The sequence below is a fragment of the Massilia solisilvae genome (assembly GCF_024753215.1).
Classification (GTDB): Bacteria; Pseudomonadota; Gammaproteobacteria; order Burkholderiales; family Burkholderiaceae_D; genus Telluria; species Telluria solisilvae.
On record NZ_JANUGV010000001.1, the window covers coordinates 562,759 to 586,995 of the forward strand.

27 protein-coding genes are annotated in these 24,237 nt (G+C 67.9%); 9 read left to right on the plus strand and 18 right to left on the minus strand.

The genetic code is table 11. The features are described from left to right. The first annotated feature begins 17 nt into the window (after nt 1-17). The 8 genes from NX773_RS02455 (at nt 18) to flgL (ending at nt 9,260) form a co-directional block, all read left to right on the plus strand. Nucleotides 18-1,544, plus strand: a complete 1,527-nt coding sequence (locus NX773_RS02455) for a flagellar hook protein FlgE (protein ID WP_258854801.1) — start codon at nt 18-20, stop codon at nt 1,542-1,544. Nucleotides 1,545-1,699: 155 nt separating this feature from the next. Beyond that, nucleotides 1,700-2,443, plus strand: coding sequence for a flagellar basal-body rod protein FlgF (gene flgF, locus NX773_RS02460; protein WP_258854802.1), 744 nt, complete (start codon nt 1,700-1,702; stop codon nt 2,441-2,443). Between the two features lie 64 nt (nt 2,444-2,507). After that, on the plus strand, nt 2,508-3,290 hold the full coding sequence (gene flgG / locus NX773_RS02465; protein WP_258854803.1) for a flagellar basal-body rod protein FlgG: 783 nt from the start codon (nt 2,508-2,510) through the stop codon (nt 3,288-3,290). Next, nucleotides 3,287-3,931, plus strand: a complete 645-nt coding sequence (locus NX773_RS02470; protein WP_258854804.1) for a flagellar basal body L-ring protein FlgH — start codon at nt 3,287-3,289, stop codon at nt 3,929-3,931. Before flgG ends, NX773_RS02470 begins: the two co-directional genes overlap by 4 nt. Nucleotides 3,932-3,943: 12 nt before the next feature. Continuing rightward, a complete protein-coding gene (locus NX773_RS02475; protein ID WP_258854805.1) occupies nt 3,944-5,047 on the plus strand; it encodes a flagellar basal body P-ring protein FlgI in 1,104 nt (367 codons plus the stop codon). Between the two features lie 9 nt (nt 5,048-5,056). Further along, nucleotides 5,057-5,974, plus strand: a complete 918-nt coding sequence (flgJ, locus tag NX773_RS02480; RefSeq protein ID WP_258854806.1) for a flagellar assembly peptidoglycan hydrolase FlgJ — start codon at nt 5,057-5,059, stop codon at nt 5,972-5,974. Between the two features lie 71 nt (nt 5,975-6,045). Continuing rightward, entirely contained in the window at nt 6,046-8,025 is a 1,980-nt protein-coding gene (flgK, locus tag NX773_RS02485; RefSeq protein WP_258854807.1) for a flagellar hook-associated protein FlgK, read from the plus strand. Nucleotides 8,026-8,042: 17 nt separating this feature from the next. Further along, on the plus strand, nt 8,043-9,260 hold the full coding sequence (gene flgL, locus NX773_RS02490; protein ID WP_258854808.1) for a flagellar hook-associated protein FlgL: 1,218 nt from the start codon (nt 8,043-8,045) through the stop codon (nt 9,258-9,260). Between the two features lie 55 nt (nt 9,261-9,315). Here the strand turns inward: flgL and fliR are convergent, their stop codons facing one another. The 13 genes from fliR to fliF form a co-directional block, all read right to left on the minus strand. Continuing rightward, the gene (gene fliR / locus NX773_RS02495; RefSeq protein WP_258854809.1) at nt 9,316-10,128 is read right to left on the minus strand and encodes a flagellar biosynthetic protein FliR; all 813 of its coding nucleotides are present in this window, start codon (nt 10,126-10,128) and stop codon (nt 9,316-9,318) included. 13 nt (nt 10,129-10,141) lie between these two features. Further along, nucleotides 10,142-10,411 carry a flagellar biosynthesis protein FliQ gene (fliQ, locus tag NX773_RS02500; RefSeq protein ID WP_258821163.1) on the minus strand — a complete coding sequence of 90 codons (270 nt, stop codon included), beginning with the start codon at nt 10,409-10,411 and terminating at the stop codon, nt 10,142-10,144. A gap of 8 nt (nt 10,412-10,419) precedes the next feature. Next, nucleotides 10,420-11,160, minus strand: coding sequence for a flagellar type III secretion system pore protein FliP (gene fliP / locus NX773_RS02505; RefSeq protein WP_258854810.1), 741 nt, complete (start codon nt 11,158-11,160; stop codon nt 10,420-10,422). Continuing rightward, on the minus strand, nt 11,150-11,662 hold the full coding sequence (gene fliO, locus NX773_RS02510; RefSeq protein WP_258854811.1) for a flagellar biosynthetic protein FliO: 513 nt from the start codon (nt 11,660-11,662) through the stop codon (nt 11,150-11,152). Before fliO ends, fliP begins: the two co-directional genes overlap by 11 nt. Before the next feature lie 152 nt (nt 11,663-11,814). Continuing rightward, nucleotides 11,815-12,234, minus strand: coding sequence for a flagellar motor switch protein FliN (gene fliN, locus NX773_RS02515; protein WP_258854812.1), 420 nt, complete (start codon nt 12,232-12,234; stop codon nt 11,815-11,817). 3 nt (nt 12,235-12,237) lie between these two features. Continuing rightward, nucleotides 12,238-13,236 carry a flagellar motor switch protein FliM gene (gene fliM / locus NX773_RS02520; protein WP_258854813.1) on the minus strand — a complete coding sequence of 333 codons (999 nt, stop codon included), beginning with the start codon at nt 13,234-13,236 and terminating at the stop codon, nt 12,238-12,240. Nucleotides 13,237-13,246: 10 nt separating this feature from the next. Next, nucleotides 13,247-13,744: a flagellar basal body-associated protein FliL gene (gene fliL, locus NX773_RS02525; protein WP_258854814.1), complete on the minus strand. Its 498-nt coding sequence runs from the start codon at nt 13,742-13,744 to the stop codon at nt 13,247-13,249. 191 nt (nt 13,745-13,935) lie between these two features. Further along, nucleotides 13,936-15,306, minus strand: a complete 1,371-nt coding sequence (locus NX773_RS02530; RefSeq protein WP_258854815.1) for a flagellar hook-length control protein FliK — start codon at nt 15,304-15,306, stop codon at nt 13,936-13,938. Nucleotides 15,307-15,319: 13 nt separating this feature from the next. After that, entirely contained in the window at nt 15,320-15,760 is a 441-nt protein-coding gene (fliJ, locus tag NX773_RS02535; protein ID WP_258854816.1) for a flagellar export protein FliJ, read from the minus strand. A gap of 37 nt (nt 15,761-15,797) precedes the next feature. After that, nucleotides 15,798-17,216, minus strand: a complete 1,419-nt coding sequence (fliI, locus tag NX773_RS02540; protein ID WP_370662229.1) for a flagellar protein export ATPase FliI — start codon at nt 17,214-17,216, stop codon at nt 15,798-15,800. Beyond that, complete coding sequence (locus NX773_RS02545; RefSeq protein WP_258854817.1) at nt 17,201-17,860, minus strand: flagellar assembly protein FliH; 660 nt, start codon at nt 17,858-17,860, stop codon at nt 17,201-17,203. The genes fliI and NX773_RS02545 overlap by 16 nt, the downstream gene beginning before the upstream one ends. Nucleotides 17,861-17,871: 11 nt before the next feature. Further along, the gene (fliG, locus tag NX773_RS02550) at nt 17,872-18,867 is read right to left on the minus strand and encodes a flagellar motor switch protein FliG (RefSeq protein WP_258854818.1); all 996 of its coding nucleotides are present in this window, start codon (nt 18,865-18,867) and stop codon (nt 17,872-17,874) included. Next, nucleotides 18,860-20,536, minus strand: a complete 1,677-nt coding sequence (gene fliF / locus NX773_RS02555; RefSeq protein WP_258854819.1) for a flagellar basal-body MS-ring/collar protein FliF — start codon at nt 20,534-20,536, stop codon at nt 18,860-18,862. The genes fliG and fliF overlap by 8 nt, the downstream gene beginning before the upstream one ends. Nucleotides 20,537-20,721: 185 nt before the next feature. On the opposite strand from fliF, the gene fliE reads away from it, so the two are divergent. Further along, nucleotides 20,722-21,063 carry a flagellar hook-basal body complex protein FliE gene (fliE, locus tag NX773_RS02560; RefSeq protein ID WP_258854820.1) on the plus strand — a complete coding sequence of 114 codons (342 nt, stop codon included), beginning with the start codon at nt 20,722-20,724 and terminating at the stop codon, nt 21,061-21,063. Nucleotides 21,064-21,090: 27 nt separating this feature from the next. Here the strand turns inward: fliE and NX773_RS02565 are convergent, their stop codons facing one another. From NX773_RS02565 to fliS, 5 genes are read right to left on the minus strand one after another with little or no spacing between them, the layout of a single operon-like run. Then, nucleotides 21,091-21,840, minus strand: a complete 750-nt coding sequence (locus NX773_RS02565; RefSeq protein ID WP_258854821.1) for a flagellar brake protein — start codon at nt 21,838-21,840, stop codon at nt 21,091-21,093. A gap of 22 nt (nt 21,841-21,862) precedes the next feature. Further along, a complete protein-coding gene (locus NX773_RS02570; protein ID WP_258854822.1) occupies nt 21,863-22,183 on the minus strand; it encodes an EscU/YscU/HrcU family type III secretion system export apparatus switch protein in 321 nt (106 codons plus the stop codon). Next, a complete protein-coding gene (fliK, locus tag NX773_RS02575; RefSeq protein WP_258854823.1) occupies nt 22,176-23,372 on the minus strand; it encodes a flagellar hook-length control protein FliK in 1,197 nt (398 codons plus the stop codon). Before fliK ends, NX773_RS02570 begins: the two co-directional genes overlap by 8 nt. 47 nt (nt 23,373-23,419) lie before the next feature. After that, on the minus strand, nt 23,420-23,758 hold the full coding sequence (locus tag NX773_RS02580; RefSeq protein ID WP_307728423.1) for a flagellar protein FliT: 339 nt from the start codon (nt 23,756-23,758) through the stop codon (nt 23,420-23,422). Continuing rightward, nucleotides 23,758-24,222 (minus strand): flagellar export chaperone FliS, encoded by a 465-nt coding sequence (gene fliS, locus NX773_RS02585; RefSeq protein ID WP_258854824.1) that lies wholly within the window; start codon nt 24,220-24,222, stop codon nt 23,758-23,760. The genes NX773_RS02580 and fliS overlap by 1 nt, the downstream gene beginning before the upstream one ends. Between the last annotated feature and the right edge of the window lie 15 nt (nt 24,223-24,237).

Consider the following 24,237-nt stretch of genomic DNA (forward strand, 5'->3'; position numbering starts at 1 on the left):
CAACCGGAGAACAAGTCATGTCTTTTCAACAGGGTCTCAGCGGCCTGAACGGCGCCGCCAAATCGCTCGACGTCATCGGCAACAACATCGCCAACGCCAGCACGGTCGGCTTCAAGGGCTCGCAGGCGCAGTTCGCGGACGTGTACGCCAACTCGCTGAACGGCGCGGGCGGCAACACCGCCGGCATCGGTTCGAAGCTGGCCGCCATCGCCCAGCAGTTCACGCAAGGTAACGTCGAGGCGTCGAACAACCCGTTGGACATCGCCATCAACGGCGGCGGCTTCTTCCGCATGTCGATGGGCGGCGTGGTGCAATACACCCGCAACGGCCAGTTCTCGCTGGACAAGGAAGGCTACATGGTCAACGCCCAGGGCGCCAAGCTGACCGGCTACCTGACCGGCAACAACGGCCAGATCCTGGCCGGCGCCCCGGTGCCGATCAAGATCGACGCCTCCGACCTCAAGCCGGTGGCCACCAGCCGCGTGGACACCCAGATGAACCTGGACTCGCGCGCCAAGGTGCCGGTCGCGATGCCGTTCGACGCCAACGACCCGAACTCGTACAACAAGCAGGTGCCGGTGGACGTGTACGACACCCTCGGCAACGCGCACGTGATGTCGCTGTTCTACGTCAAGTCGGCCACCCCCGGCCAGTGGGACGTGTACGTGGCCAGCGACGGCGTGGAGTGGCAGGCGCAGCAGGTCGCCGCCAAGGCCCAGGGCGACGCCACCGCGCAGACCCTGCGCGACAAGTGGGTGGCCGACTCCAAGGCGATCCCGCCGGTGCAGGCGACCATCAATGCCGACCTGGCAGCCTACGCCGCGCAGGCCGGCAACGTAGTGGCCGCGGCCGCCGGTGCGGCCGGCGCCGATGCGACCGTGCAGGCCGCGATCAATGCGGCCGCGCTGGCCGCCGGCGGCGTGGCTGGCTCGACCCCGGAAGACGTGGACAAGGCGATCGCCGCGGCGGTCAAGGTACCGCCGGTGTCGGTGGGTCACCTGAACTTCGACGGCAACGGCCAGCTGGTGGCGTCGTCCTCGTCGGCCTTGCCGCTCAAGTTCCAGATGCCGGTGTTCCCGCCCAGCGGCGCCAACGCCACGCTGCCGGTGGACATCCACTTTGCCGGCTCCACCCAATACGGCGCCGCCACCGCCGAAAAGAACCCCACCACCCAGGACGGCTACACCTCGGGCCACCTGCAGCGCTTCACCGCCGGCCCGGATGGCGTCATCCTCGGCCAGTACAGCAATGGCCGCTCGCAGGCGCTGGGCCAGATCGTGCTGGCCAACTTCGAGAATCCCAACGGCCTGACTTCGCTGGGCAACAACGCCTGGGCCGAGACCTCGGCCTCGGGCACGCCGTCGGTGGGGGTGCCGGAGACCGGCAGCCTGGGCGTGCTGCAATCGTCGGCGGTGGAAAACTCGAACGTGGACCTGACCGCCGAGCTGGTCAACATGATCACCGCCCAGCGCGTGTACCAGGCCAATGCGCAGACCATCAAGACGCAGGACTCGGTGCTGCAGACGCTGGTGAACCTGCGTTGATGAATGATCGCTAACGCATGAACCGTCGTCCCCGCGCAGGCGGGGACCCATGCTGAGTTCGCCACTGCCGCACACGCTGCCCAGTCGCAAACGGTCTATGGGTCCCCGCCTGCGCGGGGACGACGTGCGAACGATAGAGGTATCGGAGAACAACCATGGACCGTTTGATTTACACCGTCGCCAGCGGCACCAAGCACATCCTCGACCAGCAGGCGGTGGTCTCGAACAACCTGGCCAACGTCAGCACCACCGGTTTCCGGGCGCAGATGGATTCGTTCCGCGCGGTGCCGGTGCTGGGCCAGGGCCTGGACACCCGGGTGATGGTGACCAACGACAACTCGGGCTCCGACATGTCGTCCGGCGCGCTGCAGGTGACCGGGCGCGACCTCGACGTGGCGATCAAGGGCAAGGGGTGGATCGCCCTGCAGATGCCCGACGGCTCCGAGGCCTACACCCGCAACGGCGCGCTGCAGACCAGCCCCAACGGGCTGCTGCAGTCAAGCGGCGGCCTGGCCGTGGCGGGCGAGGGCGGCCCGATCACGATCCCGCCCGATGCGTCCGTGATGATCGGCGCCGACGGCACGGTCGCGACCATGCCCTCCGGCACCCCGCCGGCGATTTCGACGGTGCTGGGCAAGATCAAGCTGGTCAACCCGCCCGACAAGGACCTGGTGCGCGGCGACGACGGGCTGTTTCGCCTCAATACCGGCGCCCCCAACGCCCCGGCCGACCCGCAGGTGACCGTTGCCGGCGGCGCGCTCGAGGGCAGCAACGTCAATCCGGTCGATTCGATGGTCGCGATGATCAACCTGGCGCGCTCGTTCGAAACCCAGATGAGCCTGTTGAAGAACGCCGAGAATAACGCCGCGAAAGCCAGCCAGATCCTCGCTTTGAGTTGAGTTGCTCTCCGCCATAATTTATCGTGCGTGGCGGGTCCCCGTCTGCCGCCGATAGGAGAACAACATGATCCGCTCGCTGTTTATCGCCAAGACCGGCCTCGAGGCCCAGCAGACCAACCTCGACGTCATCACCAACAACCTCGCCAACGTCAGCACCAACGGCTTCAAGCGTTCGCGCGCGGTGTTCGAGGACCTGCTCTACCAGAATATCCGCCAGCCGGGCGCGCAGTCGTCGCAGCAGACCACGCTGCCGTCGGGCCTGCAGATCGGCACCGGCGTGCGCAACGTCGCCACCGAGCGCATCTTCACCCAGGGCAATCCGCAAGCGACTGGCAACAGCAAGGACGTGATGATCAACGGCAGCGGCTTCTTCCAGGTGCTGCTGCCCGACGGCAGCACCGCCTACACCCGCGACGGTTCGTTCCAGATGGATGCCAACGGCCAGCTGGTCACCTCCAGCGGCTACACGATCCAGCCGACCATCACGATTCCCGCCAACGCCCAGGAGCTCACCGTCGGGCGCGACGGCGTGGTCTCGGTCAAGCTGCCGGGCAGCGCGGCCCCGACCCAGGTCGGCACGCTGATGGTCACTTCCTTCGTCAACCCGGCCGGCCTGGAAGCGAAGGGCGAGAACCTGTACGTCGAGACCGGCGCTTCCGGCTCGCCCAACACCAACACCCCGGGCACCAATGGCGCCGGCGTGCTGATGCAAGGCTATGTCGAGACCTCGAACGTGAACGTGGTCGAGGAGATGGTCAACATGATTCAGACCCAGCGCGCCTACGAGATCAACAGCAAGGCGATCAACACCTCCGACCAGATGCTGCAACGCCTGTCCCAGTTATGAAACGCCTGACCGCCTTGCTGCTGGCGCTGCTGGCCGGCTGCACCAGCGTGCCGACCTCGATCGTGCAGCGGCCGACCAGCTCGCGCCCGATGCTGGCCGACGCCGGCGCGCCGGCGGACGGCGCCATCTACAACGCCGGCTCCTACCGCCCGATGTTCGAGGACCGGCGCGCGCGCCACATCGGCGACCTGCTCACCATCAACATCGTCGAGAAGACCTCGGCGGTGAAGGCCAACCAGAGCTCGGCCAGCAAGACCGGCAGCGCCTCGTTCGGCGTGCCGGGCCTGGCGCAGGGCCGCCTGGGCGCGACGGTGGGCACCAACGCGTCCAACAAGTCCGAGGACGCCGGCAATCAGAGCAATTCGAACACCTTCAGCGGCACCATCGCGGTCACCGTCAGCGAGGTGCTCCCCAACGGCAACCTGATCGTGACCGGCGAAAAGCAGGTGGCGCTGGACCGCAGCATCGAATACATCCGCTTCTCGGGCATGGTCAGCCCCGATTCCATCCAGCCGGGCAACGTGGTGTCCTCGACCCTGGTGGCCGACGCCCGCGTCGAGTACCGCACTGCCAGCCGCATCGACCGCGCCGAGATGAACTCGATGCTGTCGCGCTTTTTCCAGTCGTTGCTGCCGTTCTGAGGACTTGATCGCATGCGCTCCCCCGTTTTCCTGATCCTGCTCGCCGCCCTGTTCGCGCTGGGCGCGCCGGCGCAGGCCGAGCGCCTGAAGGACATGGCCAGCATCGCCGGCGTGCGCGAGAACCAGCTGTCCGGCTACGGCATCGTGGTCGGCCTGGACGGTACCGGCGACCAGACCACCCAGACCCCGTTCACGGTGCAGGCCATCATGTCGATGCTGCAGCAGAAGGGCGTGACCATGCCGCCCGGCACCCAGCTGCAGCTCAAGAACGTGGCGGCGGTGATGGTGACCGCCTCGCTGCCGCCGTTCGCGCAGCCGGGCCAGACCATTGATGTGACCGTCTCGTCGATGGGCAACGCCAAGAGCCTGCGCGGCGGCACGCTGTTGATGACGCCGCTGCAGGGCGCGGACGGCCAGGTGTACGCGATTGCCCAAGGCAACCTGGTGGTCGGCGGCGCCGGCGCCTCCAGCGGCGGCAGCTCGGTCCAGGTCAACACGCTGTCGGTGGGCAAGATCTCGAATGGCGCCACGGTCGAGCGCGCGGTGCCCTCGACCCTGGGCCAGGACAACCAGATCCGCCTGGAGCTCAAGGAAACCGGCTTTGCCACCGCCGCGCGCGTGGTCGAGGCTATCAACGACCAGTTCGGCCCGGGCGTGGCCACCGCGCTGGACGGGCGCGTGATCCGCGTGCGCACCCCGTCCTCGAGCGACCAGCGGGTGGCGTTCCTGGGCCTGCTCGAAGGCATCGACGTGCGCCCGGCCGCGGCGGCCGCCAAGGTCATCATGAACGCACGCACCGGCTCGGTGGTGATGAACCAGAACGTCACCCTCGACGCCTGCGCCATCTCGCACGGCAACCTGTCGGTCACGATCACCTCCGAAAACCAGGTCAGCCAGCCGGCCCCGCTGTCGCTCGGCACCACGGTCGCGTCGCAGCAGGCCAAGGTGGAGCTGAAGAAGGACCCCGGCAAGGTGCTGCACGTGGAGGGCGGCGCCTCGCTGGCTGAAGTGGTCAAGGCCATGAACGCGATCGGCGCGACCCCGCAGGACCTGCTGGCGATCCTGCAGGCGCTCAAGGCTGCCGGCGCGCTGCACGCCGAGCTCGAGATCATCTAAGGTAGCCGGATGAGCATCAACAAGACCTCCGACCTGTCCTCCCGGTTTGCGCTCGACGCCCAGGCGCTTGGCGACCTGAAGCAGGGCGCCAAGGACGGCTCGCCGGACGCGCTGCGCGGTGCGGCCCAGCAGTTCGAGGCCATGTTCATCAACATGATGATGAAGAGCATGCGCGACGCCACGCCGCAGGACGGGCCGATGGACAGCGAGCAGACCCGCATGTTCACCGGCATGCTCGACCAGCAGATGAGCCAGAACCTGGCCAAGCGCGGCGTCGGCCTGGCCGACGTGCTGGTGCGCCAGCTGACCGCCAACAAGGTCAATGCCCAGGCGCTGGCGCTGTCGGGCGAGGCCGGCGCCGGCGGCACCATGCCGGCCGGCCTGTCGGCCGACATGCTGATGAAGACGCCGGGCGCGCTGCCCGCACCCGCGGCCGATGCGGCCCCGGCGGCGACGTCGCGCTCGAAGGCGCCGCACGTGCGCTCGTTCCAGGACAAGCTGGCCGCGCACGCCGACGAAGCCGAGAAGGCGACCGGCATTCCGGCCAAGTTCATGCTCGGCCAGGCCGCGCTGGAGTCGGGCTGGGGCAAGCGCGAGATCCGCAACGCCGACGGCAGCCCGAGCCACAACCTGTTCGGCATCAAGGCCGGCCCTGGCTGGAAGGGCAAGGTCGTTACCGCCGTCACCACCGAATACGTCAATGGCAAGGCCCATGCCAAGGTCGAAAAGTTCCGCGCCTACGACTCGTACGCGGAAGGCTTCAAGGATTACGCCAACATGTTGGCCAGCAACCCGCGCTACCAGCGCGTGCTGGCCCACGGCGGCGACGCGGCGACCTTTGCGCGCGGCCTGCAACGCGCCGGCTACGCGACCGACCCGCAATATGCCGCCAAGCTGTCCCAGATTATCAAGCATTCGCTGGCATAGTTGTTAGTTGAACAAGTCAAGTTTCCGGTAGCCGTGCCGAAAACGCCTTAGGAAGGAAAGAAAAGACGACCATGGCTGGAGATATCCTCAGTATCGGCAAGAGCGCACTGTTCGCGGCACAGGCTGGCCTGTCCACGACCGGGCACAACATCGCCAACGCGAACGTGGCCGGCTACAGCCGCCAGGTGGTGGTGCAGTCCACCACCGTGCCGGTGGACATGGGCGTGGGCTTTTTCGGCACCGGCACCCAGGTGGCCCAGATCAAGCGCTTTTCCGACTCCTTCCTCGACACCCAGGTGCGCAGCTCGCAGACGGCCAAGAGCGCGTTCGACGCGTTCAACGCCCAGATCAGCCAGCTGGACAACCTGCTGGCCGACAGCAGCGCCGGCCTGTCGCCCGCGCTGCAAAGCTTCTTCAAGCGCGTGCAGGACGTGGCCGGCAATCAGGGCTCGGTGCAGTCGCGCCAGTCGATGCTGTCCGGGGCCCAGACGCTGGCCGGGCGCTTCCAGGCAATGGATGGACGGCTGCAGGAGATCCGCGAGGGCATCAACAGCCAGATCACGGCCAATGTCACCGTCATCAACTCGTACGCGCAGCAGATCGCCGACCTGAACGACCAGATCACCGGCGTGTCCAGCGACGGCCAGCATCTGCCGAACGACCTGCTGGACAAGCGCGACCAGCTGGTGCGGGAACTGAACCAGCACGTGAAGGCCGAGGTGTCGCAGGGCGACGGCTACAGCCTGACGGTCTCGATCGGCAACGGCATGCCGCTGGTGGTGGGCAAGCAGTCCTACAAGCTGGCGGCAACCACCTCGCCGACCGACCAGGCGCGCACCGAGGTGGGGCTGGAAACGGCGAACGGCAAGGTCACCGTGCTGGGCGAGAGCACGCTCCAGGGCGGCGAGCTGGGCGGCCTGCTCGATTTCCGCTCCAACGTGCTGGACAAGACCCAGAACGAACTGGGCAAGGTGGCGGCCGGCCTGGCCTTCACCTTCAACGCGCAGCACAAGCTGGGCGTGGATGAGAACGGCCTGCCGGGCGGGGACTTCTTCACGCTGGCCAAGCCCGTGACCACCAGCAACATCTACAACAACATGCTCAGCAGCGCCAAAGTCGATGCCACCATCACCGACCCGGCCGCGCTGACCGGCAGCGACTACCGGGTCGATTACGACGGCGCCAATTTCATGGTCACGCGCCTGTCGGACAACAAGAAGACCGCGATCTCGCCCTTCCCGCAGACCAAACCGCAGACCATCGACGGCGTGGATTTCGCGGTGTCCGGCTCGGCTTCTGCCGGCGACAACTTCCTGGTGCGGCCGACCATCAATGGCGCCTCCGGTTTTGCCGTGGCCTTGACCGACACTTCGCAGATCGCGGCGGCCGCCCCGATCCTGGCGCAGGCGCCGGTGGCCAACACCGGCACCGCCACCATCAGCAAGGGCTCGATCGACGCCAGCTTCCTGTCGGCCGCGCCGACGCTGCCGATGACCCTGACCTACGACGCGGCCAGCGGCAGCCTGACTGGCTGGGACCCCACGAAACCGGTGACGGTGACGGTCAACGGCGTCGCGCAGCCGCCGATCGGGCCGGCGGTGCCGCCCGCGACCACGCTCGCGGTGCCGTACCAGACGGCCGGGGCGACCTATTCGCAAAACGGCATGACGTTCACGATCAGCGCCGGCGCCAAGGACAAGGACACCTTCGTTGTCAGCGTCAACACCGCCACCGGCGACGTGCGCAACGCCAACCTGCTGGGCAACCTGCAGAGCACCAACATCTTCGACGGCAAGAATGCTACCTACCAGTCGAGCTACGCCAAGCTGGTCAGCTTTGTGGGCAACAAGGCGCGCGAGTCGCAAGTCAACGGCCAGGCCGCCGACGCCATGCTGTCGCAGGCCACTGCCGCCGCGCAGAGCGTGTCGGGCGTGAACCTGGACGAGGAAGCGACCAACCTGCTGCGCTACCAGCAGGCCTACCAGGCAGCGGGCAAAGTGATGCAGATCGCATCGACCGTGTTCGACTCGCTGCTGTCGATCGGACACTAATCAGCGGAGCGACGTTTATGCGTATCAGTACCGCCGGCATCTTCGACGCCAGCATCAACCAGATGAACAGCCTGCAGGGCCAGATGGCCAAGACCCAGATGCAGCTGTCGACCCAGAAGCGCCTGCTCACGCCCTCGGACGACCCGGTGGCGTCGGCGCGCGCGCTGGAGGTGACCCAGTCGCAGGCGATGAACGAGCAGTTCGCGACCAACCGCACCAACGCGCGCAATTCGCTGGCGCAGGAGGACGGCGCGCTGTCGAACGTGGCCAACCTGCTGACCAACGTGAAGACGCTCGTGGTCCGGGCCGGCAACCCGGCGCTGTCGCCGGCGGACCGCAACTCGCTGGCCACCGAACTGGAGGGCCGCCTGACGGACCTGATTGGCCTGGCCAACACCACCGACGGCTCGGGCACCTATCTGTTTTCCGGCTACGAGGTCAAGACGGCGCCGTTCACCCAGACCGCCACCGGCGCCACCTACAACGGCGACCAGGGCGAGCGCGAACTGAAGATCGGCCCGTCGCGCATGGTGTCGATCAGCGATTCGGGCAGCGCCATCTTCGAGAACAACGTTGCGGCCAAGGGCACCTTCAAGGCCGGCGCGGCGGCCGGCAACTCGGGCGGCGCCACGCTCGACAGCAGCATCATCCTCGACCGCAGCCAGCTGACCGGGCACGACTACGCGGTCAAGTTCAGCGTCACCGGCGCCGGCACCACCTACGACGTGATCGACAACAGCCAGAGCCCGGCCGCGACCGTCAAGAGCGCCCAGCCCTATGTGGACGGCGACCCGATCGTGTTCGACGGCCTGCAGCTGACCGTGAAGGGCGCGCCGGCCGACGGCGACCAGTTCGACGTGAACGCGATCAAGAAGCAGTCCGTCTTCACGACCCTGCAGGACCTGGTGCAGACCCTGCGCACGCCGGTCAGCGGCACCAACGGCCAGACCGCCCTGGCCAACGCGCTGGCGGTCGCCAACGACAACGTGACCACCGCGATGGACACGGCGCTCACGGTGCAGTCGTCGGTGGGCGTGCGGCTGCAGGAACTGGACACCCTGGATACGGCCGGCGACCAGCTCGACCTGCAATATGCGAGCACGCTGTCGGACTTGCAGGACCTGGACGTGGTCAAGGCGATCTCGATGTTCTCGCAGCAGCAACAGGCGCTGGACGCGGCGCAGAAGTCGTTCAAGGTGATGTCCGGGCTGTCGCTGTTCAACTACATCGGCTGACGCGGGCGATCGCCGCCGTTCGATCGAAGGCTCCCCGCGCGGGAGCCTTTTTGTTTCACCGCGCCGCTGGCGCCTTCGCGGCCGGCGGCGCCGCTGCACGCGGGATCGCGCGGCTGGTCTCGATCCCCTGGTTGAACAGGTTGACGATCGGCGTGCCCAGGTAGGGCAGGACCAGGCTGATCACCAGCAGCCCCACGCCGAGCGTGACCGGAAAGCCGATGCCGAACAGGTTCAGCTGCGGCGCGGCGCGGGTCAGGATGCCCAGCGCCACGTTGGTGATCAGGAGCGCCGCCACGATCGGCAGCGACAGCTGGAAGCCGGCCGAAAACACGCGCGCGCCCCAGCGCGCCAGTTCCAACGGCCCGTTGGCCCCAAACGACGGTCCGCCCACCGGCAGCGTGAAGAAGCTTTCGACCAGCGCCGACAGCAGCGCCAGGTGCGCGTTCACCGCCAGGAAGGCCATCATCGACACCAGCGCCAGGAACTGGCTGATCGCCGACGAGCGGCCCGACGACGCCGGGTCGAAGAAGGTGGCAAAGCCCAGACCCATGGTCAGGCTGGCCACTTCGCCGGCCAGTTCGATCGCCGCGAACACCAGGCGCATCGCAAAGCCCATCGCCAGCCCGACCACCAGTTGCTGCAGCAGGATCAACAGGCCCGCCCACGAGCCGGGATCGATCGCCGGCATCGGCGGCAGGGTGGGCGCGACCACCAGCGTGATGAGCGCGCCGAGCGAGACCTTGACCGTGACCGGGATTGCGGTATTGCCGAACACCGGCGCGGCCGCGACCAGGCCCAGGATGCGCGTCAGCGGCCACAGGAAGGCCGCCATCCAGGCGTTCAGTTGGACCGAGGTGAAGCTGAGCATGGGGCAGCGGCGCCTAGCCGATCATGCCCGGAATGCCGGAGAAGACCTGGCGCATGTAGTCGAGCATCACCGACAGCATCCACGGCCCGGCGATCACCAGTGCGACGAAAATGCCGACCAGCTTGGGGATGAAGGACAGGGTGGCCTCGTTGATCTGGGTCGCGGCCTGGAAGATCGAGACGATCAGGCCGATGATGAGCGCAACCAGCAGCAGCGGGGCGGCGACCATCAGCGTCACCTCCATCGCGGTGCGGCCCATGGTCATGACGGTTTCGGGAGTCATGGCCGCTCCTAATAAAAGCTCTGCGAGAGCGAGCCAAGCAGCAGCTGCCAGCCGTCCACCAGCACGAACAGCATCAGCTTGAACGGCAGCGAGATCACCGCCGGCGACATCATCATCATACCCATCGACATGAGCACCGAGGCGACCACCATGTCGATGATCAGGAACGGGATGAAGATCGCAAAGCCGATCTGGAACGCGGTCTTCAGTTCGCTGGTGACGAAGGCCGGGATCAGTACGCGCAGCGGCACGTCCTCCGGTCCCTGCAGCGCGGGGCTGCGCGAGATCTTTACGAACAGGGCCAGGTCCGACTGGCGGGTCTGCTTGATCATGAAGGCCTTCAGCGGCGCCGCGGCGCGCTGCATGGCCTCGTCCATCTGGATCTTGTTCTCCTGCAGCGGCTGGTAGGCATCGGTATAGACCTTGTCGAAGGTCGGGCCCATCACGAACAGGGTCAGGAACAGCGACAGGCCGACGATCACCTGGTTGGGCGGCGCGGTCTGGGTGCCCAGTGCCTGGCGCAGCAGCGACAGCACGATGACGATGCGGGTGAAGCTGGTCATCATCAGGAGCGCGGCCGGAATGAACGACAGCGCCGTCATCAGGAGCAGCGTCTGGACCGGCAGCGAGTAATTGGTGCCGCCACCGGCGGCGGGGGTACTGGTGAAGGCGGGGATGCCGGGCGCGGCGGCGGCCGCCAGCGGCAGGAGCAGCATGCCCGCCGCCAGCAGGAGATTCTTATTTCGCATTACGTTTTTCAAGGGTCTGTTTGAGCCAGTCGCCAAAGCCGGCCGGCACGCTCGCGGCCATGCCCGGCGGCGAAGGCGGCAGTTCCTGGCGCGGCATGGTCGAGAGCAGGCTCACGCGGCCGGGGGAAGCGCCGACCACGATCCACTGGTCGGCCACTTCGACCACCAGCACGCGTTCGCGCCCGCCCAGCGACAGGGCGCCGACGATGCGCAGGTTGGCCGTGCCGCCCATGGCGCGCGGGCCGAAGCGCTTGGCCAGCCAGGCCAGGCCCGCCAGCAGGGCCAGCACGAAGCACAGCGCGAGCAGGGTTTGCAGCAGGCCGCCGGCGGCAGGCGCGGCGGGCGGCTGGTAGGTGGCCTGCGGCGCCGTTTGGGCCGGTGCCGGGGCAGGGGCGCTGGCCTGCGGCGCTGTGGGAGCTGCAGCGGGTACGCTCGCAACGGTCGCCTGCCCGGTGGGTTGTTGGACCTGAGCGTACGACGGCAGGCAGAGCCCGGCCGCCAAGGCGAGAGCTGCCGCGAACCGTAGGGTGGGCACGAGTCCCGTAGGGTGGGCGGCTTTGCCGCCCACGCGTTCAAACCGGGCACGCAGGCCACTCAAGCTTTGGCTGAACGCGTGGGCGGGAAACCCGCCTACCCTACGGGTAAATGGCCAAATCATTTATTCAGTTTCCGCACGCGCTCCGACGGCGAGATGATGTCGGTCAGGCGAATGCCGAACTTGTCGTTCACGACCACCACTTCGCCCTGCGCGATCAGGCAGCCGTTGACCAGCACGTCCATCGGCTCGCCGGCCAGGCCGTCCAGCTCCACCACCGAGCCCTGCGCCAGCTGCAGCAGGTTCTTGATCGCGATCTTGGTGCGTCCCAGCTCCACGGTGAGCTGCACCGGGATGTCGAGGATGAAGTCGATGTCGTTCGGCGTCTCGTTGCGCGTGCCCTTGTTGGAGAAGTCCTTGAACACGGCGGCCTGCGCCGCCTGCTGCTTCTCGAGGGCGGCCGCTTCGGCAGCGGCCTGCTCGGCAATCGCCGCGCCCCAATCGTCGTCGAGGTTCTGGTCGTCCTGGGTATCAGACATTGCTTATTCTCCTGTGTTGCCACCTTGTTGGTGCTCGACGGTCGAGAGCAGCTTCTCCACCTTGAGCGCGTACTGGCCGTTGAACACGCCGTACGAACATTCCATCACCGGCACGCCATCCACCGTGGCCTGGATCGTCTCCGGCACGGTGATCGGCACCACGTCGCCGATCTTCATGTTGAGCAGCTCGTCGAACGTGGTGCGGCCGTGGCCCAGCGTGGCCACCAGCTCGACCTCGGCGACCTGGATCTGCTGCGTCATCAGCCGGATCCAGCGCTTGTCCACTTCGAGCGCCTCGCCCTGCAGGCTGGAGGTGAGCGCGTCGCGGATCGGCTCGATCATCGAGTACGGCATGCAGAAGTGGATCTGGCCCGACACCGAGCCCAGTTCGACCGTGAAGGTCGAGGACACCACCACCTCGTTGGGAGTGGCGATGTTGGCGAACTGGGTGTTCATCTCGGAGCGGATGTATTCGAACTGCACCGGGTACACCGGCTCCCACGACTTGCCGTACGACTCGAACACGATGTCGAGGATGCGCAGGATGATGCGCTGCTCGGTCTGGGTAAAGTCGCGGCCTTCGACCCGGGTGTGGAAGCGCCCGTCGCCGCCGAACAGGTTATCGACCAGCAGGAACACCAGGCCCGGGTCGAACACCATCAGCGCGGTGCCGCGCAGCGGCTTCATGTGGATCAGGTTCAGGTTGGTGGGCACCACCAGGTTGCGGATGAATTCGCTGTACTTGGCGACGCGCACCGAGCCGACCGAGACCTCGGCGCTGCGGCGCAGGAAGTTGAACAGGCCGACCCGCAGGTACCTGGCGAAGCGCTCGTTGATGATCTCGAGCGTCGGCATGCGGCCGCGGACGATCCGCTCCTGCGTTGCCAGGTTGTAGGTGCGAACTCCCGAAGTGTCTTCGACCGCGACGACATCGTCCTGGTCGCCGTTGACGCCCTTGAGAAGGGCATCGACTTCTTCCTGGGAGAGGAAATTATCGGCCATGGTACTGCTGCTACTGGATGATGAAGGAGGTGAACAGCACGTCGTTCACCGGCTGCTGCGGGCCCTTGGCGACGAACGGCTGCTTGACCGAGGCGACGATCTCGCTGGCCAGCTGGCGCTTGCCGTCCACGGTGTTGATCTCGGACGCGTGCTTGCCCGACAGGAGCAGCAGCACGCGGTTGCGCACGATCGGCATGTTGGCCTTGATTTGTTCCGCGGCTTCGGCGTTGGGCACCTGCAGCGTGAATTGCAGCTGAAGGTACTGGTCGCCGTTTTCCGGCTGCAGGTTGACGGTGAACGGGTCGAGCTGGATGTACTCGGGCGGTTCGGCCTTGGCCGCCGCGTGTTCCTTGGGCTGGCTGCCCGACTGCACCCAGTACCAGCCCGCTCCGCCGCCGAGCGCGAGCACCAGCACGGCGCCGGCGATGATGCCGATCAGCTTCTTCTTGACGTTCGGGGACCCTGCCTCGTCTTTCGGGTCAGCCTTGGTTTTGGAATTCGCTTTCAAGATACCTCTGGGCTTTCAAGTGGATCGTGCCGACATTATGTCATTATCGGGAGTAACTGAGCAGCGAAAAGCCCCGAAAAGAGGGGCGAAGGGCGATCAGATCGCCGTTTTTGCGCTCTTCGTTGCCAGTCCGCTCATGCTGGTTCCACCGTGGCGCGAGCCTGTTTGAACGCGTGGCCCACGCGTCCAACTCACGCGAATGTATCGACCATGCCGCGGTCGCCCAGGACAGTGGTGCGCGTCGCCGTGCGCGGGGCTGCCACGTCGGATGCCGGCGCGCCGCCGCCATCGGCCATGCGCGCGCCCGATCCGCCCTGGCCGCTCCACTCGCCCTGCGCCTGGCGTCCATCGGGCATGCCGGTGCTGACGGTGGCGCTGCCCAGCGAAATGCCGCTCTCGCCCATCATCTCGCGCAGGCGCGGCAGCGCGTTTTCCAGGGCGTGCCGTACTTCCTGCTGATTGGACGAGAAGGCGACGCTGGCCTGGTCGCCGGTCACCGACAGAACCACCTGCATCGGTCCCAGGTCGGGCGGGTTGAGGGTGAGCGAGGCGCTCTGTTCGCCGCCGGCCACCATCCATACGATCTTCTGGCCGACCTGGTTGTCCCAGGCCGGGGTGCCCACGCGCGCGCCCAGGTGTTCGCTGGCCGCGACGGCCTGCGCCACCACGGGTGCGGCCGCCGGCGCCTGGGTGGCAGCAAGCAGCTGGGCGCTTGCCTGCGCCTGTGCGTTGTCGCGGCGCTCGGCGGCGGCGGCCAGCTGCTCCAGGCGCATCTCCGCCGGCGCGGCCGCCGCGGCGGTGGCCGCTGCCGCATCCGGCGCCATGCCGGGGGCGGCGCTGGGGGCGTGCGATGGCGCCTGCCCCGCCTGCGCCGACAGGTCCTGTCCGCTGGCGCTGGCGCTGGCGTTGGTGGTCTTTGCCTTGCCGGCTTCGTCGGCGGCGGCGCGGGCGGCAGCCGCCGTTGCGGTGGTGCTTGCCGATTCGGTGGCGGGGCGCTGTGCGCCGCGCATCAGGGCGGCAAAGCGCGCGGCCGCGTCGGGCGTGGCGCCTGGCTGGGCCGGAACGGCCTCGCCTTGCGCGGCGCTGGCCAGTGCGGCAAGCTGCGGCAGCGCCTTGTCGGTCGCCGTTGCCGTGGCCGTTGTTTTGGCGTCGGCCGCCGGCGCGGCGGCGCCTTGCTTGAGCAGCTGGTTGAAGTTGGCGACCATGGCCAGCATGTCGGCCATCGGCACAGCGCCGCTGGCATCGGCCGTGGCATCGCTGTCCTGGGCGGTTTCTTCCGCGCTGTCCTGGACGCTGGCCTTGGCCGTGTCCTGGGGCTTGCTGTCGGCGTCGGCCGGCGCCGCCTGCTGTGGCTTGGCCGGCTGTGCCGGTTGGGCCGCGGCCGGCTTGTCGGCCTGGCTGGCGCGCGGCTGCTGGGAGACCGCCTGGCTGCGCCCGCCCATCTCGCGCGACAGGGCGGCGCTGAACTGGCCGTCGCCGTTGCCGGCGTCGGCGCTGGCGCGCTGGGGCGCGCCGTTGACGTTCGCGCCAGGGTTCAGGTTCAGTAATGGGTTGGTCTGCATCTCGGATCCGCCGTCAACGTTTGTAGTACACCGTGCGCGCCGCGTGGTCGTCCATCAGCTTCTGGTCGCGCTTGTTCTCCACCCTGAGCGCCTCGCGTGCCGCCCGCTCGCTCAAGGTGCGGTAGGACAGCCGCTTGCGCTCGCACTGCTGCCATGCCTTCTGCTCCAGCGCGGTACGCGCCTCGGCGTGCCGCAGCACTTCCTGCTGGCCGGCGATGGCGTGGTCCAGCTTGCCCACGAATGCCACGAAGTTGTGGTATGCGTGCGGCGTGATGCCCGCCATCTGGACCGCGTCCAGGCGCTGCGCATATTCGTCGCGGTAGCCGAGCAGCATCTGCAGCTTTTGCTGTGCTTCTTCCACCGTGCGCCGCGCCGCGCCGACCCGCTTGGCCGCTTCGTCGGACTCGCGCTGGGCCAGGTCAGTCAGGGTATCGAGGGCTGAAGGGTTGGCCATGATGGGTCAAAGTATAGGACCCGGCCGCGCGCTTCGATCAGTGGAATAGAGAGGTAAGTTGCCCCAAGCTCTCGGGCATGGCCGAGCGCTCGTGGATCTCCTGGCACAGGAAAGCCTCGATTTTGTCGTGCAGGGCGATGGCCTGGTCGAGCACCGGATCGCTGCCGGCGGCGTAGGCGCCCACCGAGATCAGGTCGCGCGAGCGCTGGAACCGCGAGTAAAGCTGCTTGAGGCGGCGTGCCGCCTGCTGGTGCTCGGCCGAGGTGATCGAGTGCATGGCGCGGCTGATCGACTGCTCGATGTCGATGGCCGGGTAGTGGCCGGCCTCGGCCAAGTGCCGGTCGAGCACGATGTGGCCGTCCAGGATACCGCGCGCGGCGTCGGCGATCGGGTCCTGCTGGTCGTCGCCCTCGGACAGCACGGTGTAGAACGCGGTGATCGAGCCGCCGCCTTCCACGCCGTTGCCGGCGCGCTCGACCAGCACCGGCAGCTTGGCGAACACCGACGGCGGGTAGCCCTTGGTCGCGGGCGGCTCGCCGATCGCCAGCGCAATCTCGCGCTGCGCCATCGCGTAGCGGGTCAGCGAGTCCATGATCAGGAGGACGTTTTTGCCCTGGTCGCGGAAGTGCTCGGCGATCGCGGTGGCGTAGGCCGCGCCCTGCAGGCGCATCAGCGGCGGGCTGTCGGCCGGGGCGGCCACCACCGCCGAGCGGGCCAGGCCCTCGGGCCCGAGGATCTGTTCGATGAATTCCTTGACCTCGCGGCCGCGTTCGCCGATCAGGCCGACCACGATCACGTCGGCGCTGGTGTAGCGCGCGATCATCCCCAGGAGCACCGACTTGCCCACGCCGGTGCCGGCGAACAGGCCCAGGCGCTGGCCGCGGCCCACGGTCAGCATCGAATTAATGGCGCGCACGCCGACGTCGAGGGTGGTGCTGATCGGTGCGCGGTCGAGCGGGTTGATCGGGCGCGCGTTGATCGGCGCCACTTCGTCGGTGCCAAGCGGGCCGCGGCCGTCGAGCGGGCGGCCGGCGCCGTCCACCACCCGGCCCAGCAGCTTGCTGCCCACCGGCAGGTGGCGCGCGCGGTCGCTCGGCCGGCGGCGCGGGTGCGGCACGCTGCCGGGGCGCGGCACGGCCGCCTCCACCGGGAACACGCGCGCGCCGGGCAGCACGCCTTCGACGTCGCTTTGCGGCATCAGGAACAGGCGCTCACCCTCGAAGCCGACCACCTCGGCCTCGATGCGCGCGCCGCTGGCCACCGGAATCGTGCAGGCGCTGCCCACGGCCAGGCGCAGGCCCACGCATTCCATCACCAGGCCGGCCACGCGGGTGACGCGCCCCGAGACCTGCATCGGCTCGACGAAATCGAGCACGGCCCCGCAGTCGCGCAGGAAGCTCTTCCAGCGCGCGGTGTGGGCGTCGGGCGCGGCGGTCTCGCTCACGGCTCGAGCCAGTCCACGTTCTTGCCCAGCGCGTGCGCCAGGCGCTGCCAGCGGGTTGCGGCCTGGGCGTCGATCTGGTTGCTGGCGGTGTCGATCTTGCAGCCGCCGCGCCCGACCTGCGCGTCCTCGACCACGCGCCAGCCGCCTTTTTCGAGCTCTTCGCCGATCCCGGCGCGCACCACCGGCGCGTCCAGCGGGTTGAGCACCAGCAGGGCAGGCTGCTGCAGCACCGGCAGGTACTCGATCGCCTCGCGCACCACCGGGATGATCAGGTCGGGCCGCACGTCGAACGCGGTTTTCACCATCCCGCGTGCCAGGTGCAGCGCCAGGTCGAGCACGTCGCTGGCGATGGTCTCGTCGGCGCGCGCCACCGCCTGGCCAAAGGTGTCGGCGATGGTGCGCAGGCGCTGCAGTTCGGCGGTGGCTTCGGCGCGGCCCTGGGCCAGCCCTTCGGCGTGGCCGGCGGCGCGGCCCTGCGCCAGGCCCTCGGCGCGCGCGTTTTCCAGGATCGCGGCGATCTCCGCCTCGGTCGGCAGCTTGGGCGCGGCGACCGCGGCCTCCTGCTCGGCGGTGCGGCGCGCCACGGCGGCCGGGCGCTCGTCGCCGAACGAGGCCAGTTCCCAGCGCTGGTAGGCAGTTTGGAGTTCTTTTTGCATGTGCTGTCAGCTCAGACGAACGAGTCCTCGCCCTTGCCGCCCAGGACGATCTGGCCTTCGTCGGCCAGGCGCCGCACGATCTGCAGGATCTGCTTCTGCTGCGACTCGACCTCGGACAGGCGCACCGGCCCTTTCGATTCGAGGTCCTCGCGCATCATCTCGGCGGCGCGCTGGCTCATGTTCTTGAAGATCTTGTCGCGCAGGTCCTGGCTGGCGCCCTTGAGCGCGATGATCAGCATTTCGGACTGCACCTCGCGCAGCAGCAGCTGGATGCCGCGGTCGTCGATGTCGATGATGTTATCGAACACGAACATCTCGTCCATGATCTTCTGCGCCATGTCGTTGTCGTAGTTCTTGATGTTGTCCATCACCGACGATTCCTGCTCGCCGCTCATGAAGTTGAGAATCTCGGCGGCCGCGCGGATGCCGCCCAGCGAGGACTTCTTGATGTTCTCGTTGCCCGACAAGAGCTTGGTCAGCACGTCGTTCAGCTCGCGCAGCGCGGCCGGCTGCACGCCGTCCAGGGTGGCGATGCGCAGCACCACGTCGTTGCGCAGGCGGTCGGAAAAATGGCCCAGGATCTCGCAGGCCTGGTCGCGCTCCAGGTGCACCAGGATGGTGGCGATGATCTGCGGGTGCTCGTTGCGGATCAGCTCCGCCACCGACGACGAATCCATCCACTTCAGGCTCTCGATGCCCGAGGCGTCCTTGCCGCCCAGGATGCGCGACAGCAGCACCGAGGCCTTGTCGTCGCCCAGCGCGCGCGTGAGCACCTGGCGGATGTACTCGTCCGAATCCAGGCCCACGGTCGAATTCAGGTCGGTCTGCTCGCGAAACGACTCGAGCACTTTGACCACCTGTTCGTGCTGCACCTGGCGCATCGTCGCCATTGCCGCGCCCAGCTTGAGCACTTCCTTCGGCCCGAGGAACTTCATCACCTCGGCCGCCTCGGCCTCGCCCAGCGCGAGCATCAGGATCGCTGCCTTCTGGATCCCCTCGTCATTCATTTGCACCCACCCATGTCTTCACAACGTTGGCCACCACGCGCGGGTCGTCGCGCGCCAGGTCCTTTGCCATCTGCAGGTTGGAGCGGTAGCCCTTGGCCTGCTGGTGCGCCTCTGCTTCTTCCATCTCGGCCTCGAGCAGGGCGCGCTGCTCCTGCGCGGCCAGGTTCGGGTCCGGCTCGGGCGGCGGTTCCGCGATCTGGTCGTAGCGGCGCAGCAGCGGCCGCCCGAAGCGCATGTACAGGAAGCCGACGATGATCATCGACATCACGTACTTGCCGATCGTGGACGCCAGCGACACCGTCTCCGGATCGCGGTACCAGGCCAGCGCCGGCGGCGCCTCGGGCAGCTTGTCCACGCCCTCGAACGGCGCGTTGGTCACGTTCAGGGTGTCGCCGCGCGCGGCGTTGTAGCCCATCGCCTGCTTGACCAGTTCATTGATCTGCGCCACCACGGCCGGCGGCAGTGGGGTGGCCGAGACCTTGCCGGTCTTCGCATCGATCGTGCGCCGGTAGTTGACCACCACGCCCACCGTCAGGCGCTTGATGCCGCCCATCGGCTTTTGCTCGTAGCGCACCGTCTTGTCCACCTCGAAGTTGGTGGTGGCCTCGCGGTGCGCGTTGGTGGCCGGCTGCGGGTTGGCCGGCGCTTGCTGGCCGGCGGTGGTGGTGCTGCCGTTCTGCTGCGGATTGTTGGGCTGGTTGTTCGGGTTGTTCGGCGGGTTGTTCGACAGCGCGCCCGGCACGCCCGACGCCGGCGCCGGGGCGGGCGAGGCCTCGGCGGTCTGCTGGCTGCGGATCGCCTGCGGTTCCGGCGGCGAGTTCGGTTTGTACATCTCGGCCGCGGTATCGACCTGCGCGAAGTCCACCTCGGCGGTCGCCTCGGCGCGCACGTTGCCCTGGCCGACCAGCGGCGTGATGATCGACTCGACCTGCTTGGCGATGTTGGCCTGCAGCTGCTCGACATACTTGAGCTGGTTGGGGTCGAGCTGGTGCGCGCCCGCGCCGTTGTTCGGGTCGGACAGCAGGTTGCCGTTCTGGTCCACCACGGTCACGTTCCCGGTGGTCAGCTCGGGCACGCTGGAGGCGACCAGGTGCACGATGGCCGAGACCTGGCCGCGGTCGAGCGCGCGCCCGGGCTGCAGGGTCAAGAGCACCGAGGCGGTCGGTTTTTGCTGCTCGCGCACGAACACCGACGGCTTGGGCATGGCCAGGTGCACGCGCGCGCTGGCCACCGCGCCCAGCGACTGGATCGAGCGCGCCAGCTCGCCTTCGAGCGAGCGCTGGTAGTTCACCTGTTCGAGGAACTGGGACACGCCCAGCTTCTGGTTTTCCATCAGCTCGAAGCCGACGTTGCCACCCTTGGGCAGGCCCTGGGCGGCCAGCTTCAGGCGCACGTCGTGCACCTGGTCCGCGGTCACCAGGATCGCCGAGCCGCCTTCGGAGAACTTGTACTTGACCCCCATCTGGTCGAGCGAGGCGGTGATGGCGCCGCCGTCGCGGTCGCTGTAGTTCGAGAACAACACCCGGTATTCCGGCTGCTGGCTCCACATCCACAGCGCCACCGCCACCGCCAATGCGACGGCCGCCACCACGCCCAGCACGATATTGCGGCCAAAGGCGGTCTGGAGAAAGGGTTGCGGCTGGTTGTCGGCGTCTTCCGCTGCTGCCATGGTGGTCTCGGGATAGGGGGATTTAAGCCGGCATTATCAGGCCGGCGGCGCGGGTTCAAAGGCCGAAAAAGAGGCGCATTTACGCCCCTGCTCGGGACTGTGGCTTGCCATCATGCTGCTATTCTGACAGCCTGAGTTCGCTTGTCCGCCGCGCGGGCAGGCGTGCCACGACACAGGAGGATCAGATGAACATGGGTGGAATCGACAGCAGCCGGATCGAGGCGATGATGGCGCAGCTCAAGGCTGCCGCTACCCGTCCGGCCGCGTCGCCCGTGGCCGCGCCGGGCCCGGCTGCCGCGCCCAAGGCCGACTTCGCGCAGGCGCTCAAGACCTCGCTGCAGCAGGTGAGCGCGGCCCAGGAGAGCGCCGACCAGATGGGCCAGCGGGTGGCGATGGGCGACGATACGGTGAGCTTGCCGGAAATGATGATTGCGATGCAAAAAGCGAACATCAGCTTCCAGACCACGGTGCAGGTGCGTAACCGGCTGGTTTCGGCTTATCATGAAATCATGAACATGCAGGTCTGACCGGCGCTCCGGCGCCGCGGTGCCGGCTCAGCCGAGGCCGGCCAGGCGCGCGTTGCGTTCGCGCTCCAGCCGGGTGATGTAGCGCTGGACGTTGGAGAGGTTGCCGCGCGAGATGTTGACAAACATGCAGCCGAAGCGGCGGCTGGTTTTGTTGTTCAGCAGCGTCACGTCGAACATGTTCCGGATCTCCAGGCCGGTGACCACCGGGCCGATGTCGGGCAGGTCGATGCGGCAGCCTTCGAAGGTCTGGCCCATCGCTTCGCCCAGCTGGTGCTCCCTGTCGAGGAAGGCGATGCCGCCGCAGCTGATGTCGGCCAGCGGGAACGAGGCGGTGCCGCCGCCCAGCTCGTCGGGCAGGGGAATGATCGCGCGCACCGGGTTGGTCACCGGCGTTGCCATGCGATAGAACTCACGCCGCTGCAGGCGCACCATGGTTTCCGGAATGTCCGCTTCGAGCGCGTTGCTGCCCTCGTATTCGGTCTCGCGCACGTTCTCGAGCTTGAACATGATGCGGATCTTGTCCAGGCTGGTTTCGCAGGACACCTTGCCGGCGGACAGGATGCGGCGGTTCTGGTCGCGGTCGATCGAGCGGTCCAGCACCAGCGTGTCGTTGTCGGGATCGACATCCAGGATCGAGGTGACGCACACGTCGGCCTCGCCGTGCACCAGCATGCGCACGAGCTGGTTCTTCTCTGCGATCTGGCGCAGCAGGGCCACGATTTCCCTGCGCGACACCACACGGTAGTCGTGCCAGTTGTCCAGTTCCGAATTAGCCATTTGCTTCGGTCCGCCTTGTCTCTCAGTCCTGCGTTGTTATGTTGGCGCCCGGCGGAAGCGCGAGCTGGTGATGATGTTGCGTGGATTCAATATGATAAAGCCACGCCAGCAGTTCCGCAATTGCTCGATACAGCGACGGCGGAATCTCCCGGTCCAGGTCAACTTCCATCAAGAGGCCCACCAGTTCCCGCGACTGGTGGACGAACACGCCGGCCTCGCGCGCGCGTTCGATGATCTGTTCGGCGATCAGGCCCTGGCCCTTGGCCACCACTTTCGGGGCGCCGTCGCCATCATAGGCCAGTGCCACCGCGTTCGGGCGCGCGCCCTTGTGCTCGTCATTCATGGCCGGCCTCGCGCGGGATCACGGCGAAGGCCGCCAGCGGGATGCCGCTGGCGGCCAGCGCATCGGACAGCGCGCGGCCCTGGGCGCGCAGCACGCCGGCCACCTGTTCCTGCTCCGGTTCCACGCGCACCGCCACCTGGCCGCCGGCCAGCACCAGGGTCGCCTGCAGATCGCCCAGGCCCGGGAAGGACAGGCGCAGGCGGCTTTTCCAGGCCGGCGGCTCGGCCGCTTCGTGCCCCGGTTCGCGCTGTGGCGCGTCGCGCCGGATCTCCCATTGCATCGGCTGGCCGGGCCAGAGTTGTCCTTGCCAGGCGAGCTGGCCGGTCTCGTGGGCGGCCAGCTGCAGGTTGATCAGTTCGGCCGCCTGCGGTTCGGTCGGCGCGGCCGGGCGGCTGGCCATCTGCGGCTCGGCGGCCAGGTCGGCGATGTCGCGCTGGCCGCGCGCCCACTCGGCCACATGTGCTTCGTAGAACAGCCCGCTTTTGCCCAGCGCCTGCTTGAGCGCCGGGGCGATCGCGGCCGCGTCGGGCGTGGGGGCGGCCAGCGCCGGCGTGCTGGCGGTGACCGCGGCGGCCGGATGCTCGAGCCGCATCACGGCCGCCATCACCTCGCCGATCACCTTGCCGGCCGGGCTCAGGGTGGTGGACGGGTCGCCGGGCAGCGCCGGGTGCTGGGGCTCGGCGCCGCGCGCGCTCACGCCCGCCTGGCTGGCGGCGGCCGCGGCGGCAGTGCCGGCGGCGCTGGGCGGCGCCTTGCCGTCCGGGCGGTACAGCAGCGGGCCGGCCTCGCCGTGCGGGATGAAGGTGGCGGCCCCCTCGGGTTCCGGCTGGGCGGGGAGGGCGGCGTGCGGCTCGCCCGCATGTGACGCGGGCGTGGCCTCGATCAGGGCGGCGGTGCCGCCGCTGCTGTATTCAAAGGTGGGGCGCGGGTTGAGGGCAACCAGCTTGAGCGGTACGTCGGAGCCGACCTGGGCGCCGGCGGGCAGCATCATGCGTGCCTGGGTGTCGGCCACTCGCACCACCGCGCTGCCGTCGGCAAGCCGGGCCAGCACATGGGCCTGCATCGACTTGCCGAGCTGGCCGGCGAGGGAGCGCTGGAACGCCTGTTGGCGCGGGTCGCCCAGCGCTTCGACGGCGGTGGCAGGGGCCGGACGCAGTACCGGCGAAACGGTGGGATCGCGGGGCAGCATGGGCGATTCCAGCGGCGGGCGGGGTTACCGGCGCCGCGCGTGCGCGTTCAGAGGCCGTTTCCGGCGCCGTAGGCGGCGGCCAGCTTGCGTTCGTTGCCGGTGCTCGACAGCATGCGCGACAGCTCGGTCATCCACGGCGAGGCGAGGTCGCGGATCGCACGGTCGTTGGCCATGATCTCGTGGATGATCCTGACCTTGCGCTCGCGCGAGGCCCCGCTCAGCGGCGCCAGCACTTCGCCGGCGCGCAGCGCCTGCACCTGGTCGGCGCAGCGCGACTCCAGCTCCACCAGGTGGTCCCAGTCGCCCTCTTTGGCGCAGGCCAGCATCTGGCCGGTCAGCTCGGACAGGCCCTGGTACATCGAGATCACTTCTTCTCCGTTCATCATCACGCGCTCACAAACGAGGTGTTGCGCGGTGCGAGCGCATCGTTGCCGGTGGCAACGGCCGGTTCGTTGGCCGCGACCGGGGCGATCGCTTTCCAGGCGTCGTGCAGTTCGCCCAGGAGGCGCAGCACTTCGGTGATGCGTTCCGGGTCGTTGTGCAGGTTGGCCTGCAGCAGGCGGTCGATCATGTAGGCGTACAGCGCGTCCAGGTTGGCAGCGATCTCGCCGCCCGCATTCTTGTCCAGGCTGGCGCGCAGGCCATTCTGGATGATGTCGATGCCTTTCGAAATCGCGCGTCCCTTGCCCGGCACGTCGCCGGCGGCCATCAGCTGCACGGCCATGCGCAACGTGGTTTCGGCGCCTTCGAACAGCATCACGATCAGTTTGTGGGGGCTGGCCGACATCACGCCAGTTTCGATGCCCACGCTTGCGTATGCGCTGGCGCCTTTTTTCATTGAACCGAACATAAATATTCCTCTTGA